Consider the following 15266-nt stretch of genomic DNA (forward strand, 5'->3'; position numbering starts at 1 on the left):
AAGATCAAGTCAAAATAGAGCGAATCGGTAATCTGCACCAGTTCATAAAAAATGGTGCGTCACTTGAAGCTGTTTTGAAATTGGTAGGGTAGTTTTGTGCAAATTTCAATATTTGCTCATTTATAGTTGTTAGTTGAAGATGAATTAGCAAAAGTGTTGGTGGAAAAAATTGTACGAGAAAATGGGCTTAATAAGAGTAAATTATGTTGTGTGCTGCCTTCTGGTGGTTGTAATCAAATGTTAAAATTGCATCATGATATGGTCACATACAACACTTTGGGTGTTGGTAAACATATTATTAGTATTTATGATGGGGATGTAAAAGATAAAATAAATGAGAAGCAGGAGTATAAATATCTACCAAAATGTTTTTTGCCTATTCCGAGTATTGAAAAATTTTTGAGAAGTAAGTGTATTATTGAAAAGGATAAGAAATTTATCAAATTAATAGGAGATAAATATTTCAATCAGCGGTCTTTATATGATATTATTGCAGATTATATGAATGATCCAAGAACATCCATAAGTAAAGATACGGATGGGAAAAATTTTTATAAAGTGATATTGTCTAACCTTGAAAAAATAGGAATTTCGGAAAAAGATTTTATTAAATATCTATGTGATGATATTTATGGTTATGTTGATATGAGAGGTTTTTCTTCATCTCTAACAGCATTATTGAAATGATAATAGTGTGATTATTACACCATTTGCCCATAAATTTGCGTAGATTTATATAGATTTGCGTGAGGTAAGGACAAAATACAAAATTGAAGAAAAGTGCCAAGAAGCCCGATATATCAAGGTTTAAAGGCTTATGAAAGGATAAATTCAAGATGATAAAAATATTATTTATTTGCCACGGCAACATCTGCCGCAGCCCCATGGCCGAGTTCATCATGAAAGACCTGGTAGAAAAAGCCGGCCTTTCCGCCCAGTTCCACATCGCCTCCGCCGCCACCAGCACAGAGGAAATCTGGAACGGCATCGGCAATCCCGTCTATCCGCCAGCCAGACAGAAACTGGCAGAGCACGGCATCGGCTGTGAAGGAAAGCGAGCTGTCCAACTGCAGCATTCCGACTATGCAAAATACGACTATCTCATCGGCATGGACAGTGCCAATATCCGCAACATGCATCGGATGCTGGGCGGCGATCCGGAAGGTAAGGTGGCAAAGCTTTTGTCCTTTGCCGGTTCTGACAGAGATATTTCAGATCCGTGGTATACCGGTGATTTTGAGACTACTTACCGTGATGTGATAGAGGGCTGTGAAGCTCTGCTGGAACAGCTGTCCTGAACAGGACAGTAATAGAGAACCCGAAGCACCTGCTTTTATATACCAGGGGGCTTCGGGGCATCGCTTCAGGTCATGATTTTGTTATTTTACATACAGCATATCTACCTTCTGAATATGATTGATCAGCCAATTGACAAGGAAATCAAGAAGATTTGAAACGGTTTCATCCTGACTTTCAGGATCGTCGTCTACCAGATTCAAGTCAAATTCCAGCAGACTGTCCTCGAATTTCCGATGCTGAGCCACATGTGCCGCCTTCTGGGCATAGTGTATACTTTCCAGATACGCTTCTTCGTGGGAAAAGTGGGTTTTGGTATAGTCTATGAGCTCGGAAAGAAGGCGGGTGAGGCTTTCCGCCTTGTCAAGCAGAAGTTCATCATTCATGAGCTCATATGTTTCCTGTGCCAGTTCGAACAACCTGGTATGTTCCTGATCTATTGCTTTTATTCCTGTATAATATTCGGGTTTCATTTCGTACATGATATCTTCTCCTTTTATCTTCCGGAACTTTTGAATCCTTTCTATTTTACTGCTTTTTAGCGAGGCAGTCAATAAATTTTATGAATGTCATGGAAGGTACAAGTATGGTTTGGCCCATGCATTTTCCTGATATAATCTGCAGTATGTAGCTTTTACATGATTGCCGGAAATACGACTCCACACAGTGAATTTTGCGTTTCATCTACAGACGAAGATGCTGTTTCGATGCGTAGTGCAGACAAGCTTTGCGCCATACTCACTCGAAGACTGCCGATGAGAATTCGCCTGGAAATGGAGAAGATACGCTGCCTGCGGGTATTATATAAAAGCGGACGCTTCCTGCATCCTGGCAATTCCGGATACACACAATCAAGCTGCCTTAATATAATAGAATTATAGCAGAACTAATTATAAGGATTGCAGGGCAATTCCTATAATGGAAAATAAAACGGGGAGAAGACAAAGTATGGAAGCAAACAGAAAACCGATTACAGGCAATTGTAATATGGCCGGACTGAAGCCGGCTATGCTGGATTTGCCCTATCCGCCCATTCAGGTCAGATGCAGGAATCAGGGGTATGCCGATTTACTCAGCTTTGATTACTGCGGAGCGGTGTCAGAGCTTTCTGCGATTACACAGTATATTAACAATGAGAACAGGCTGTGTCAGGAAAACTGTCATCTGGCGAGAACCATTTTGGAAATTGCCATTGCAGAAATGATGCATTTGCAGAAACTGGGAGAGCTGATACAGCTGCTGGGCGGAGAAGTGGACTTCAATGCAAAAAGGCCTGACGGGAAACAAACCATGTGGACGCCGGCCTGTCTGGCACTTTCGCAGAATGCAAAGAAAATGTTGTGTGCGGATATAGAAGCTGAAAAAGAGGCGATTGCGCAGTACAGGGCACACATTTGCAAAATCAGCGATGAGTATGTGAATGCTGTACTGAGAAGAATTATCAGAGATGAGGAGTATCATATTATACTGCTGCAGGCACTGCTTGAGGAACTTTCGGCATGATTGCGTTTTATATGGAATCATGATGACATGGACATACTTTCACCTCCCGAAGCATAGAATTGCAATGCAAACAAGCTTCGGGAGGTTTTGTGTGTTCGATCAATACAGTATTACAGAGACCGCAGAAGAATTAAAAAGCGACAGAGATTTGGGACTGAGTGGGAAGGAAGCCGGGGAGAGACTGCGCAGGGACGGCAGAAACGAGATGAAGGCACCCCGGAAGAAGACGCCGGTGGAAGCGTTTCTGGAGCAATTGAACGACCCTCTGATTTATGTGCTGATTGTGGCGGCCATGGTTTCCGTGCTGCTCAGGGAGATCAGCGATGCAGTGATCATCGGTGTGGTGGTGGTCCTGAATGCGGCGGTGGGCATGCTGCAGGAAGGGAAAGCCAGGAGGGCACTGGAGTCCCTGAAAAAACTTACCAGTCCCAGGGCTATGGTAATCCGGGATGGCAGGCGTATGGAGATTCCGGCGGCGGAACTGGCACTGGGGGACCTGGTATGTCTGGAAGCCGGGTGCCAGGTGCCTGCGGACCTGCGGCTGACGGAAGCTTCGAATCTGAAGATTGAGGAATCCGCTTTGACAGGAGAATCTCTCCCTATGGAAAAAGACGCCGGATTTATCAGCACGAGAGGCAGTCATCTGCCCCTGGGGGACCGGCAGAATATGGCCTATATGTCCACCATTGTCACTTATGGCAGAGGGCAGGGGCTGGTGACCGCTGTGGGGATGAATACAGAGCTGGGGCAGATCGCCGCCATGATTACGGAAGCTAAAGAGGAGATGACGCCTCTGCAGAGAAGGCTGGGGGAGCTGGGTAAGGTACTGAGTCTTCTGAGTCTGTTGCTCTGTGCGGCTTTGTTTGTGATTGCGGTGCTTCAGCATCGAAATGTTCCGGAAATGCTGATTACGGCTATTTCCCTGGCAGTGGCTGCGGTTCCGGAGGGGCTCCCGGCGGTGGTGACCATCTGCCTTGCGCTGAGTGTTACCCGGATGGTGAAGGTCAATACCATTGTGCGGCGACTTCCTTCCGTGGAGACATTGGGGGCGGTGAGTGTGGTCTGCTCTGACAAGACGGGAACACTGACTCAGAACCGTATGACAGTGGAAAAATGCTGGTTCGACGGCTGTATTCGGAAAATGGAAGAGTATGATTTCTTCCAGTGTCCCGACTTTATATACGGGATGACACTTTGTAATGACGCTTCGGCGGAGGGCGGCAGCAGGACGGGAGACCCTACTGAGCTTGCCCTGCTGGATGCGGCAGAACTGCTGGGAATTCAAAAAAGTGAGCTGGAGCGACAGATGCCGAGGGTGGATGAACTGTCCTTTGACTCTGACCGGAAAATGATGACCACTTTACATAGACAGAGAACTGTGCCATCATCCCGGCAGGCAGGAAGCCGGCGGGAGCAGGAGAAGGGGAGATCTGTCCGGGAGTATGCCGGTATGGGAGAGCTGAGAGCCGCCGAATCAAGGACCGCAGAATTAAGAGCCTCTAAACTGAAAATGACCGGACCGGGATTGGCAGAACAGAGTGACGCCGGGCAAAAAAGGATTGCCTATACAAAAGGAGCTCCGGACGAGGTGCTGAAGCGGTGTACCCATATTTTTACGGGACAGGGTGTGATGCGGCTGACAGAGCTTCACCGCAGGCAGCTGAAGGCGGCGCTGAGCGAGATGTCGAGAGAAGCGCTTCGCACACTGGCCATAGCCGTCCGGCCGGGAGTGACCCGGGCGCAGGAGGAAAATCTCACTTTTCTGGGTATGGTGGGAATGCGGGATCCGGCCAGACCTGAGGCGGCAGCGGCGGTGGCGGACTTTCGGGAGGCTGGTGTGAAGACTGTCATGATCACCGGTGACCATGTGGATACTGCTTTTGCCATAGGGCGACAGCTGGGGATTGCAGAGAATCAAAGGCAATGTATGACAGGGGAGGAGCTGAGTCGCCTGTCAGATGAGGAATTTGCCTCCCGCATAGAGGAACTCAGAGTCTTCGCCAGGGTGTCACCGGCCCAGAAGGTACGCATTGTGGACGGATTTAAGCGAAGAGGAGAAATTGTGGCCATGACAGGGGACGGGGTCAACGACGCGCCGTCGCTGAAGAAGGCAGATATCGGCATTGCCATGGGGAAAACGGGGACGGACGTGGCAAGGCAGGCCTCGGATATGATTCTGACTGATGATAATTTTGCTACCATACGCCGCGCTATCGAGGAAGGCAGAGGCGTCTATGAAAATATCAGGAAATCGGTAATATTTTTACTTTCGTCCAACCTGGGAGAAATTATTACCATGTTCCTGGCAGTAATCTGCGGCATGGCCGCTCCTCTGAAATCCAGCCATATTCTCTGGATTAATCTGATTACGGATTCTTTGCCGGCTCTGGCGCTGGGAGTGGACAGAAACGATGGCAGGAGCCTGATGAAGCAGCAGCCCAGAAAAGCGAGAGAGAGCCTGTTTGCCCGGGGTGGCCTTGTCTGTACCTGCTTTTATGGAGCCCTGATTGCGGCGGTGAGCCTGACGGCTTTTCTGATGCTGCCCTGCGCGCTGCTTCGTGTCAACGATCTGGCGGTGACACCGGAAAGTCTGGCGGAAGTTCTGAAGAATGCCTCCGTTCTTTCCAAAGCGCAGACATATGCGTTTACCGTATTGGGAATGTCGCAGCTCTTTCATGCGGTGGGAATGCGGGATACCCAGAAATCTGTCTTCCGCATGAAACATCTGGAGAACAAGCTGATGATTGTTGCCTGTGTGACCGGATTCCTTCTGCAGTTTGCGGTGACGGAGATTCCGGTTCTGATTCGGGCATTCGGCACGTTTCCGCTGTCCGGCAGGGAATGGATGCGCCTGAGTATTCTGGCGGCGGCTCCGCTTTTTGCGCATGAGATTCTGGTCCTGGGTGCCATGGTGAAAAAAAGAACATAAAAAAGTTTTCCTGATGGGGAAGATATGATATAATTATGCACATATCCTGGGCAGAAAGCGGCCGAATGGTCACTGATACCATGATGGTTTCTGTCCGGGACCTGTGCATATGGTATACGCCAGCCGCACAATACGGCGGGATTATGGAGGAGACAGTGACATGGAAAATAAGATTATTTTGACCGGGGACAGGCCCACAGGCAGGCTTCATATAGGGCATTATGCGGGTTCTCTCCGCCGGCGTGTAGAATTGCAGAATTCCGGAGAATATAAGAAGATCTACATCATGATTGCCGATGCCCAGGCGTTGACGGATAATATTGAGAATCCGGAAAAAGTCAGACAGAATATCATAGAGGTGGCTCTGGATTATATTTCCTGCGGGCTGGACCCGGAGAAATCCACTTTGCTCATTCAGTCGCAGATTTCCGAGCTTTGTGAGCTGACATTTTACTATATGGATTTGGTGACGGTAGCCAGACTGCAGCGGAATCCCACGGTGAAGAGTGAGATTCAGATGCGCAATTTTGAGGCCAGCATTCCGGTGGGCTTTTTCACCTATCCCATCAGCCAGGCGGCGGATATCACCGCTTTTAAAGCGACCACTGTTCCTGTGGGGGACGACCAGCTGCCGATGATTGAGCAGACCAGAGAAATCGTGCATAAGTTTAATACGGTATATGCGCCGGTGCTGGTGGAGCCGGCGGCGCTTCTGTCGGAACAGGAGGCCTGTAAGAGACTGCCCGGTACGGACGGCAGGGCGAAGATGAGCAAGTCTCTCGGCAACTGTATCTATCTGGCGGACACGGCGGATGAAGTCCGTACGAAGATAATGAGTATGTATACCGATCCGCTGCACCTGCAGGTCAGTGACCCGGGACATCTGGAGGGGAATACGGTGTTTACCTATCTGGATGCTTTCTGCAGACAGGAGCATTTTGAACGATATCTGCCGGACTATGCGAATCTGGATGAGCTGAAGGCTCATTATCAGCGAGGGGGTCTGGGGGATGTGAAGGTGAAGAAATTCCTGAATAACATTATGCAGGAGACGCTGGAACCCATCCGCAGTCGCAGGAAGGAATGGGAGAAGAATATTCCTGCAATTTATGAAATTCTGAAAAAAGGCAGCGATGCGGCGCGGGAGGTTGCGGCAGAGACATTGTCCGAGGTAAAAAGTGCCATGAAGATTAATTATTTTGAGGATGCGGAGCTGATTCGGGCTCAGAGTGAGAAATATGAAGAGCAGTAGGAGAAGCTGGGACGGCGGGGACCGTTGTCTGTGACCGTGGGACAGGCTCTTTGGGCGCTGTGCGCCGGAAGAGGGTGCAGATGCATTGGAGGCAGCATATGAAGAAATGGGATAAAGGACGGAAGCAGGCTCCCGTTGACGAAGAAGTGGATGAGCTGGATTATGAGGAAGAAGGTTACGGCGAATCGGACTACGAGGAGCTGGATTTCGATGATGAGCAGGAGTGGCAGGACGAAGAGGAGCCGGAAGAGGACGATGGTCTGAGCACATGGGTAAAAGTGGCGCTTTTCCTGGGCATGGTGGTTCTGGCGGCGATTATCTGCGCAGTGTTGTGGTATTTTACTCATACGAACAAATCAGAGGATGGCGGGCAGGACAGCTTTGCGGAAGGGGAGGCCGGAGAAGAAAACGGATCCTCGGGGCCCGCAGGAACAGATGACTCGGCACAGAATCCGGCGGGAACGCCGGACGAAGAGGGGAAATCCGAACCGGCAGGAGTCCCGGATGCAGGTCGGGCACCGGAAGCATCCGGAGATCCGGAGGCGGACAACCCGTCAGATTCGAACAGTGGGACCGGCGGGGAGAAGCCTTCGGGCGGAGACGCGGGAACAGATGCGGTAACTTCGCCGGAAGCCGAAGGAGGGACGGAACCGTCGGGAAACAGCTCTGCAGAGGTTACGGACAATGAGAATAAGGAACCTGTGCAGGGAACCGGGACGATGGAATTCAGAGCGGTGGAAGAATCGGTGACGCCGAAGGATGTGGTGAATCTGCGATCTGTACCCACCACCACCGATGACGGGAATATTGTGATTCAGTCTAAAAACGGGGAAGTCCTGAAGCGTGTGGGGGTCAACGGAGATACCGGCTGGTCGAAAATCGAATATAACGGTGAGACGGTATATGCGGTAACCCAATATCTGACCACGGATCTGAATTATAAGCCTCCGGTGCAGCCTTCCAATCCCAACAGGGTCAATACACTTGACGGAAGAGTAATCATTTTTGCAGATTGTGACGACTGGATTTCGCCGAAAGAATATGTGAATCTGAGGACGGAACCCAGTACCTCGGAAGGTAACGGTACTGTCAGCTGTCAGCTGCAATATGAAGAAAAAGCTCATCGCACCGGATACAGCGCGGATTCCGGCTGGTCCAGAGTGGAATATAACGGCCAGGTTCTGTATGTGGTTACCAGCCTGGTGTATGTAGTGACGGAAGAGTAAAAGCATTCGTATAGATTTCCTCTCGATGGAGATACTGATTAGAAATAAAAAGTATTGCGGAATTCGGAGGAAAATCTATGAATCAGAAATCGGGAAAGGCCAGTATAAAGCTGACACAGCCGGTATATATTCTGAACAGTGCCAGTGTTGTGGGAACGAAGGAAGGAGAGGGTCCCCTGGGGCTGTTGTTTGATAAGGTGGGCGAAGATGATCTGTTCGGCTGTGCCACCTGGGAAGAAGCAGAGAGTAAGCTTCAGAAAGAGGCAGTGGGGCTGGCTCTGGACAAGGAAGGGCTGAGGCCGGAGGATATCTCCTTTGTGTTCGCAGGAGATTTGCTGGGGCAGTCCATGGCTACCTCCTTCGGAATCTCCACGTATCAGATACCGCTTTTAGGTGTGTATGGAGCCTGCTCTACCTGCGGAGAGGCCTTAACTCTTGGGGTCATGAGTATTGCGGGCGGCTTCGCGGATAAATGTGTGTGCGTGACTTCCAGTCATTTCGCCAGTGCGGAGAAAGAATTTCGCTTCCCGCTGGAATACGGCAATCAGCGGCCGCTTTCAGCTACCTGGACTGTGACTGGCAGCGGTGCTTTTGTGCTGGGCCGTGAGGCCAAAGGCATTAACGGAAAAGCGAGAGCTGCTGTCACTGCAATGACGGTGGGAAAAGTGGTGGATTATGGCCTGAGAGACTCCATGAATATGGGGGCCTGTATGGCGCCGGCAGCTGCAGATACATTGGCGCAGCACTTTACTGATTTCGCCGTTACGCCGGAGGCGTATGACAGGATTATCACAGGCGATCTGGGGAAAGTAGGACAGAGAGTGCTGGTGGATCTGCTCAGAGAACGGGGAATTGACATCTCTAAGCAGCATATAGACTGTGGAATCGAGATATTTGACGGGGAATCCCAGGACACGCACGCGGGAGGCAGCGGATGTGGCTGCAGTGCCGTCACACTGTCTGCCTATGTGTTGAAGCAGCTGGAGGAAGAAAACTGGAAAAAGGTACTTTTCATGCCTACCGGTGCTCTGCTCAGCAAGACCAGTTTCAACGAGGGGCGGAGTGTCCCGGGAATTGCCCATGCTGTGGTGCTGGAGAGTGTGGGATAAATAGAAATCCCAGGAGCGGAGCAGATTTGCCCCGCTTCTGACCTTAAATGGCAAGGGCAGAAGTCTGCTGCCAGCCCATATACAGCAGGATTATCAGTTGCAGGAGCAATGCGGGTATGCGCATCCGTCTGCGGCTGAAGGCCGGCAAAAGGCTGCCTGTGGCCAGACAGTAACCATATAAATTCAACATTCCCGAAAGCCATTGACCGGGATTTGCGTAGGCTTCTCCCGTGTGGGGATTGATGACAAAGAGCTTTCCCCAGTAAAAGCTTCCGTCGCCTCCATGATTTTCCAGGAAAACGGATAGTATCAGAAGGCAGAACAGAAGAAAGAGAGCTGCAGTCATGTGGATGGTCATCTGGCCATCCCTTTTTTGCTTTATAACAATCCATATGGCAGGGGTCAGGACGACAGGCCAGTATACCGGATAGAGAAAAGCGGCGGCAGCCGCAAGCAGCACTGCCGGGAAATACAATTTGCTCCGCAGGCACAGAATACCGGCCAGAATCAGTGACATACAGAGGGAATCTATTCTCATGCCGCCCATACTGTAAATCAATATAACAGGGGAGAGCAGACAGGCTGTCAGCAGGAAAAAGGCAGCCACAGGATTCAGATGTGAATGGCTTCGCCGCCATAACACCATTGTGAAGAAAGTCACTGCGAAATCTCCCGTATAGGCAAAGAACTTTAATAACATGACAATAAATTCAGAACGTTCCATTAAAAATGCCACAATGGAGCGATAGAGCAGAGAATTACAGTTCCCGGGAATATCGTAGAGGTAAAAGTGATAATCATTTCCCACATATTCCCAGCCTGCCAGTCGGATCCATACGGCTGTGACCAGCACGATAATGAAAGCAATGTAAATTAGGCGCCCGTTTATCCACTCAATTATCTTTTCTTCCAGTTTCAGCATTGTTGATTCCTTTCTATTCCGGTTTCCGGAAAGAGATACGTTTTTCGTTTCCTGAAAAAAGCTGATACCACAGGACACAGGTACAGGCTATATAGAGAAAAGTGTTTCCCATGGCTTCTGCCATCTGAATGCTTAGCGGATTGTCTCCGATGCCCACCGCAAACAGGTATTTGGGAAAAGTACACAAAATCATAATCACAGGAATCCAGAGAGAGCGGATATGGATAATGGCCATGATCACGGCCAGCAATTCCATGAAATATCCGTATCTTTCATGCATGGCAGGCAGAAAAAATGCACAGGTATATGCTGTCCACAGAAGGATGGGCAAAGCATTATTGTGATCAGGAATAATTTTATTTTTTACCAGAAGTATTACAAAAATCATCAGAACCACCACCGTCAGCAGAATAGGGCAGGTGCCGAAACGATAATAGGGACGTATCTGATAGAAGAACCAGATATTGGGATAGTAATAATATAGCCAGGGACATTCTGTGGTAAGCCCGATGTATTTCGTGAAAGTGATCATGGGGGAACAGCCGGCAATTACAGCCGGAATGTTTGTCACCAACATGGTGATTGGAATCAGCAGAAACTGTAAAATGGAAAATTTACGTTTCTGCCAGTATGCGATGAGAAGGAAAGGCATGAAAAATATAGACTGCAGTTTGAAGGAAAAGGCAATCCCCAGCATGATCATGACCACCGGATATTTTTTGCGCAGCCAGAAATAAAATGCGGCCAGGAGAAACGTAGTGTAGACACAGTCGCACTGTCCCCAGAAACCACTGTTGAGGATGACATTGGGCAGGAGCAGGGTGATACAGAATCCCAGAGGAAAGCTCCAGCAGCTTTCGGGCTTCAGCTCTCTGACCACTTTTCCTGCCATAATAGCCAGCGCGAAATCAAATGCCACATTGAACAGCTTCCAGCTGTACAGAAAAGGAACGGGGAGCTTGCCCAGCAGCCATATGATAAATGCATAAGGCATGGGATAGTCGCCTGTGTAGGCCAGAAGTGCTTCAATGCCGGGACCGGCATTCTGCATCTCCAGATGCCAGAGGTTCAGACAGTTTTCGAAGTCTACAGTGATGATGTCACGGCCCAGGTAACGGATGGACACAGCGACAACACTGACGACTGCAAGCAGTATATAGATTGAAATCGGGTTGTAATATTTTGAGGAATGCAAGGGGGAACCTCCTGTTTTTGTGATAGTATCTTTTGCGATGTTATATTGTGGAATTCTCAAGTTAAATGTTTCCAAACGGAAATCAAACAAACTCTATTATATAGAAAAAAACGGAAAAATACAATATTTATTTCTGTCTATCTGTTTTTGCCTTCTGGTTTTTCTTGTAATGTCTTTCAGGCTGTGCTAAAATAAAACAGGACTTTTTCGGATATCATGCGACGAGGGGTTCGGAAAAGCGTAGGAAAAAGGCTGTGAGGGATGCTGCATTGAGGAAAATGGAATTCAAAATGGAGAGACCGGGGCTGCTGGAGGCAGGCCGGAAGATTACGGTGACGGAGGGACTGCTTCCCAGCAACTATTATTATGTGATTGACCCGGCCCTGGCCATGTCCGCCAATATTCCGTTCCGGAACAGACTGAAGAGCCGGGAAGGCAGAGTGACGGATGTCATCGAGAACGACAGAGGCTTTTATGTGACGGCGGAGTTTGACGAGCCGGATCCCGACAGGAACAAATAGAAAGAGACTGGATAAGAGGAAAGAGAGGAAAATTTATGCTGCGTAAAATTTCAACAGACAAAGCCCCGGCTGCTATCGGCCCCTATTCACAGGGAATCATTGTAAACGGAATGCTTTTTGCATCCGGACAGATCCCCATCAATCCTGCCACTGGAAACGTGGAGGGCGCCGATATTACTGCCCAGGCGGAACTGGTGATGAAGAATGTGGGTGCGCTGCTTGCGGAGGCCGGAACTACCTGTGAGAATGTGGTGAAGACTACCTGTTTTCTGGCAGATATGGGTGATTTCGCCGCTTTTAACGAAGTGTATGCGAAGTACTTTACCGAGAAGCCGGCCAGAAGCTGTGTGGCAGTGAAAACGCTGCCGAAAAACGTGCTGTGTGAGGTGGAAGTTATCGCGGCACTGTAAGAGGGCGGAAAATGGGTAAGAGAAATATTGTGCTGACTGGTATGCCGGGCGCGGGCAAGAGTACTGTGGGTGTGGTGCTGGCGAAGCGAATCGGATACCGTTTTGTGGACTCTGATCTGGTGATTCAGGAAAAATACGGAAAGCTTCTTCACGAACTTATCGAAGAGCAGGGTGTGGAAGGCTTCTGGAAGATTGAGAATGAAGTGAACGCTTCGCTGGAGCTGCAGCGGAGCGTTATTGCTACCGGCGGCAGTGTGATTTATGGCAGGGAGGCCATGGAACACCTAAGGCGCATGGGAACCGTGATATACCTGAAGCTTCCGCTGGCCGAGGTTGTGGAGCGTCTGGGAGATTTGAATGCCAGGGGTGTCACGCTGATGCCCGGGCAGACATTGGAGGAACTTTATGAAGAGAGGGTGCCTCTCTATGAAAAATATGCTCACAGAGTGATTGACTGCCAGGGAAAGCAGATTCGGGAAATCGTGCATACGGCGGCTTCCATGATTTGAAAAGCAGGGAGAGGCTTATTTTGCCTTTGGGAAATATGCATAATTTTCATCATTTGACGGATACTGAGAATAAGGTAAGAAAAGGAGCAGGTGAGATGATGGATTATGTAAATGCTTTTTGGGTAGGCGGACTTATCTGTGCCCTGGTACAGATTCTCATGGAGAAGACGAAGCTGATGCCCGGCCGCATTATGGTATTGCTGGTGGTGACAGGGGCAGTAATCAGCTTTCTGGGATGGTATGAACCCTTTCAGGAATATGCCGGAGCCGGAGCCGGCGTGCCGCTTCTGGGCTTTGGAAATGTGCTGATGAAAGGAGTCCGGGAAGCAGTGGACGAACAGGGGCTGCTGGGGCTGTTCGCCGGCGGCTTTAAAGCCGGGGCGGTGGGAACCGCAGCAGCGCTGATTTTCGGCTATCTGGCAAGTCTGGTATTCAAGTCCAAAATGAAACGCTGAATTTATCCGCACTTCTCAGCTGATTTCCTCCCAGGGAATCCCTTTGCCTTCCAGGTACTTTTTAAATGCTTTGTCCCAGATGATATCCGGTTCTTTGGACAGCAGGAAGGTGTGGAAGGCGGTTCCGGTGGTGAGAACGGCTTTGGAGCCGTCATAGCGGATGTTCAGCACCAGCGCTTTTACCTGGGCCGGGTCAACGTCACAGTTTTCTTTTTTCAGCAGAGCTTCGGCCTTATCGGGCATCAGATGGAATACAAAACGGAAGAACAGGGGTGTGCGTTTTCCTTTTATCAGGTCAAAGCACAGCCCTTTTAATTCGCTCCAGGGACGGAGATCATACAGGATTTCACTGCTGTCTTCGGGTCCGTAGAATTCCCGGTTTACATGGCCGTCTATGGTAAAGGTACTGGCGCCGCCGATTACGGCTTCCTCCAGCAGGAAAGGTTCAAAAGCATCTGCCACCAGAAGCTGATTCATAAACTGTTTCATGGAAGTAATCTGTAATGCAGTCATAAAGTGGGTATCCTTTCTGCCGTTTTCTGCGGCAAAGTTATTATAACAGAGTTTATTTCGGTTATCAATATTCATTCTGCTCTTTACATATGCAGGTAATATGTGCTATTATATATAGTAATGAAAACCACATTGTATTGAAGAGAAAAACGCAATATTTTATATTTCATACCAGATGATGAAATGATGTGGTAGAACGGATGTACCTGCAGAGAGAAGAGCTTTGTAAAAAGCAGGTCATGGAAAGGGATGGATATTGATATGAGTTATAAGATTGTAGTGGACAGCTGCTGCGAGCTTCCGGAGAACCTGCGTCAGGACAGGCGGTTTGAGAGAGTGCCGTTAGGGCTGGAAGTGGGGGAATACTGCAGAATGGATGATGAGACTTTCAACCAGGCGGAGTTCCTGAGAAAAGTAGCAGAATATCCCAAATGTCCTAAATCTTCCTGCCCTTCGCCGGAGCGTTTCATGGAGAGTTATGATGATTCCGCAGAGCATATCTATGCGGTCACGCTGTCTTCTCACTTAAGCGGCAGCTACAACAGTGCGGAGCTGGGGAAAAAGCTGTATCATGAAAAGCACGGAGAAAAGCAGATTCATGTAATAGACTCCGAGTCGGCAAGCGGAGGTGAGACACAGATTGCACTGAAGCTGATGGAACTGGAGGAAGCAGGATTTTCCTTTGAGAAGATTGTGGAGAAGATAGAGGCGTTCAGAGACAGTATTCAGACTTATTTTGTTCTGGATAATCTGGAGACGCTGAGGAAAAACGGCAGGCTGTCCGGGGTGAAGGCCCTGGTGGCATCCACGTTGAACATCAAGCCCGTGATGGGAGCGGATAAAGGAGAAATCATTCAGAGAAGCCAGACCATCGGAATCAAAAAAGCGCTGGGAAAGCTGGCGGAACTGGCGGCGGCTGAGGTGAAGAATCCCGGGGAACGCCGACTGATTATCACGCACTGTAATGCCCTGGCCAGAGCCCAGCAGGTGAAAGAACAGATTCTGGCAAAGGCGGGCTTTAAGGAATGCATCATCATGGATACCAGGGGCATCAGCAGTATGTATGCCAATGACGGCGGCGTGATTGTGACCACATGAGGATGTGTGCGGCTGGATGGCCTTCAGCCATTTCCGGCCGCGAATCAGGAATGATACTCTGAAAACAGATAAACAGACAGAAAGAGTTCCGCCGCAAAAATGGCGGGCATACCATAGCGGAAGTACCAGTGTCTTGTCTTATGCCGGAAATAATGCATTCCCAGGGTACTTCCCAAAGCGCCTCCCAACAGGGCGGTCAGAAACAGAGAAGCTTCCGAGATGCGCCAGGCACCTCGGACAGCTCTTTTTTTATCGATTCCCATCTGGGAAAAGCCGATGATATTCATAAGGAGAAGATAGATTCCCATCACTTTGAACAGCATATCAG

Annotated in this window: 17 protein-coding genes; 12 read left to right on the forward strand and 5 right to left on the reverse strand. The window is 49.1% G+C overall.

Going from position 1 to position 15266, the window contains the following annotated elements:
- The first annotated feature begins 159 nt into the window (after positions 1 to 159).
- Positions 160 to 687 (forward strand): hypothetical protein, encoded by a 528-nt coding sequence (locus NSB25_RS00005; RefSeq protein ID WP_207656154.1) that lies wholly within the window; start codon positions 160 to 162, stop codon positions 685 to 687.
- 149 nt (positions 688 to 836) lie between these two features.
- Positions 837 to 1298, forward strand: a complete 462-nt coding sequence (locus NSB25_RS00010; protein WP_103239526.1) for a low molecular weight protein-tyrosine-phosphatase — start codon at positions 837 to 839, stop codon at positions 1296 to 1298.
- An 81-nt stretch (positions 1299 to 1379) separates the two neighbouring features.
- On the opposite strand, the gene NSB25_RS00015 is transcribed toward NSB25_RS00010, so the two are convergent.
- On the reverse strand, positions 1380 to 1778 hold the full coding sequence (locus tag NSB25_RS00015) for a bacteriohemerythrin (RefSeq protein WP_103239527.1): 399 nt from the start codon (positions 1776 to 1778) through the stop codon (positions 1380 to 1382).
- A gap of 466 nt (positions 1779 to 2244) precedes the next feature.
- Here NSB25_RS00015 and NSB25_RS00020 point away from each other — a divergent pair, with 466 nt between their 5' ends.
- From NSB25_RS00020 to NSB25_RS00040, 5 genes are all read left to right on the forward strand, one after another.
- Entirely contained in the window at positions 2245 to 2799 is a 555-nt protein-coding gene (locus NSB25_RS00020; RefSeq protein WP_103239669.1) for a ferritin-like domain-containing protein, read from the forward strand.
- Positions 2800 to 2890: 91 nt separating this feature from the next.
- Positions 2891 to 5728 carry a cation-translocating P-type ATPase gene (locus tag NSB25_RS00025; RefSeq protein ID WP_172455065.1) on the forward strand — a complete coding sequence of 946 codons (2838 nt, stop codon included), beginning with the start codon at positions 2891 to 2893 and terminating at the stop codon, positions 5726 to 5728.
- Positions 5729 to 5888: 160 nt separating this feature from the next.
- A complete protein-coding gene (trpS, locus tag NSB25_RS00030; protein ID WP_103239528.1) occupies positions 5889 to 6980 on the forward strand; it encodes a tryptophan--tRNA ligase in 1092 nt (363 codons plus the stop codon).
- Positions 6981 to 7078: 98 nt separating this feature from the next.
- Entirely contained in the window at positions 7079 to 8206 is a 1128-nt protein-coding gene (locus NSB25_RS00035; RefSeq protein ID WP_103239529.1) for a hypothetical protein, read from the forward strand.
- Between the two features lie 77 nt (positions 8207 to 8283).
- Positions 8284 to 9315: a stage V sporulation protein AD gene (locus NSB25_RS00040; RefSeq protein ID WP_103239530.1), complete on the forward strand. Its 1032-nt coding sequence runs from the start codon at positions 8284 to 8286 to the stop codon at positions 9313 to 9315.
- A gap of 43 nt (positions 9316 to 9358) precedes the next feature.
- On the opposite strand, the gene NSB25_RS00045 is transcribed toward NSB25_RS00040, so the two are convergent.
- Positions 9359 to 10237 (reverse strand): hypothetical protein, encoded by an 879-nt coding sequence (locus tag NSB25_RS00045; RefSeq protein ID WP_103239531.1) that lies wholly within the window; start codon positions 10235 to 10237, stop codon positions 9359 to 9361.
- A 13-nt stretch (positions 10238 to 10250) separates the two neighbouring features.
- Positions 10251 to 11432: a hypothetical protein gene (locus NSB25_RS00050; protein WP_103239532.1), complete on the reverse strand. Its 1182-nt coding sequence runs from the start codon at positions 11430 to 11432 to the stop codon at positions 10251 to 10253.
- Between the two features lie 269 nt (positions 11433 to 11701).
- Between NSB25_RS00050 and NSB25_RS00055 the strand changes: the two genes are divergently transcribed.
- The 4 genes from NSB25_RS00055 to NSB25_RS00070 all read left to right on the forward strand — a co-directional run bounded on the left by NSB25_RS00055 (position 11702) and on the right by NSB25_RS00070 (position 13327).
- Positions 11702 to 11953 carry a hypothetical protein gene (locus NSB25_RS00055; protein WP_103239533.1) on the forward strand — a complete coding sequence of 84 codons (252 nt, stop codon included), beginning with the start codon at positions 11702 to 11704 and terminating at the stop codon, positions 11951 to 11953.
- Positions 11954 to 11988: 35 nt separating this feature from the next.
- On the forward strand, positions 11989 to 12363 hold the full coding sequence (locus NSB25_RS00060; protein ID WP_103239534.1) for a RidA family protein: 375 nt from the start codon (positions 11989 to 11991) through the stop codon (positions 12361 to 12363).
- A gap of 11 nt (positions 12364 to 12374) precedes the next feature.
- Positions 12375 to 12872 (forward strand): shikimate kinase, encoded by a 498-nt coding sequence (locus NSB25_RS00065; protein WP_103239535.1) that lies wholly within the window; start codon positions 12375 to 12377, stop codon positions 12870 to 12872.
- A gap of 98 nt (positions 12873 to 12970) precedes the next feature.
- Entirely contained in the window at positions 12971 to 13327 is a 357-nt protein-coding gene (locus tag NSB25_RS00070; RefSeq protein ID WP_103239671.1) for a SpoVA/SpoVAEb family sporulation membrane protein, read from the forward strand.
- Positions 13328 to 13342: 15 nt separating this feature from the next.
- Here NSB25_RS00070 and NSB25_RS00075 read toward each other — a convergent pair whose 3' ends face one another.
- Entirely contained in the window at positions 13343 to 13840 is a 498-nt protein-coding gene (locus NSB25_RS00075; RefSeq protein WP_146040025.1) for a DUF5721 family protein, read from the reverse strand.
- A gap of 261 nt (positions 13841 to 14101) precedes the next feature.
- Between NSB25_RS00075 and NSB25_RS00080 the strand changes: the two genes are divergently transcribed.
- Entirely contained in the window at positions 14102 to 14938 is an 837-nt protein-coding gene (locus NSB25_RS00080) for a DegV family protein (protein ID WP_103239672.1), read from the forward strand.
- Between the two features lie 44 nt (positions 14939 to 14982).
- On the opposite strand, the gene NSB25_RS00085 is transcribed toward NSB25_RS00080, so the two are convergent.
- Positions 14983 to 15261, reverse strand: coding sequence for a DUF1294 domain-containing protein (locus NSB25_RS00085; RefSeq protein WP_103239537.1), 279 nt, complete (start codon positions 15259 to 15261; stop codon positions 14983 to 14985).
- Positions 15262 to 15266: the final 5 nt, after the last annotated feature.

Source organism: Acetatifactor muris (assembly GCF_024623325.1).
In the GTDB taxonomy this organism is placed as follows: Bacteria; Bacillota; Clostridia; order Lachnospirales; family Lachnospiraceae; genus Acetatifactor; species Acetatifactor muris.

Coding starts and splice junctions, on each gene's coding strand:
- NSB25_RS00010 (WP_103239526.1), top strand. CDS start 837: ATGATAAAAATATTATTTATTTGCCACGGCAACATCTGCCGCAGCCCC.
- NSB25_RS00015 (WP_103239527.1), bottom strand. CDS start 1,778: ATGTACGAAATGAAACCCGAATATTATACAGGAATAAAAGCAATAGAT.
- NSB25_RS00020 (WP_103239669.1), top strand. CDS start 2,245: ATGGAAGCAAACAGAAAACCGATTACAGGCAATTGTAATATGGCCGGA.
- trpS (WP_103239528.1), top strand. CDS start 5,889: ATGGAAAATAAGATTATTTTGACCGGGGACAGGCCCACAGGCAGGCTT.
- NSB25_RS00035 (WP_103239529.1), top strand. CDS start 7,079: ATGAAGAAATGGGATAAAGGACGGAAGCAGGCTCCCGTTGACGAAGAA.
- NSB25_RS00040 (WP_103239530.1), top strand. CDS start 8,284: ATGAATCAGAAATCGGGAAAGGCCAGTATAAAGCTGACACAGCCGGTA.
- NSB25_RS00045 (WP_103239531.1), bottom strand. CDS start 10,237: ATGCTGAAACTGGAAGAAAAGATAATTGAGTGGATAAACGGGCGCCTA.
- NSB25_RS00060 (WP_103239534.1), top strand. CDS start 11,989: ATGCTGCGTAAAATTTCAACAGACAAAGCCCCGGCTGCTATCGGCCCC.
- NSB25_RS00065 (WP_103239535.1), top strand. CDS start 12,375: ATGGGTAAGAGAAATATTGTGCTGACTGGTATGCCGGGCGCGGGCAAG.
- NSB25_RS00070 (WP_103239671.1), top strand. CDS start 12,971: ATGGATTATGTAAATGCTTTTTGGGTAGGCGGACTTATCTGTGCCCTG.
- NSB25_RS00075 (WP_146040025.1), bottom strand. CDS start 13,840: ATGACTGCATTACAGATTACTTCCATGAAACAGTTTATGAATCAGCTT.
- NSB25_RS00080 (WP_103239672.1), top strand. CDS start 14,102: ATGAGTTATAAGATTGTAGTGGACAGCTGCTGCGAGCTTCCGGAGAAC.
- NSB25_RS00085 (WP_103239537.1), bottom strand. CDS start 15,261: ATGCTGTTCAAAGTGATGGGAATCTATCTTCTCCTTATGAATATCATC.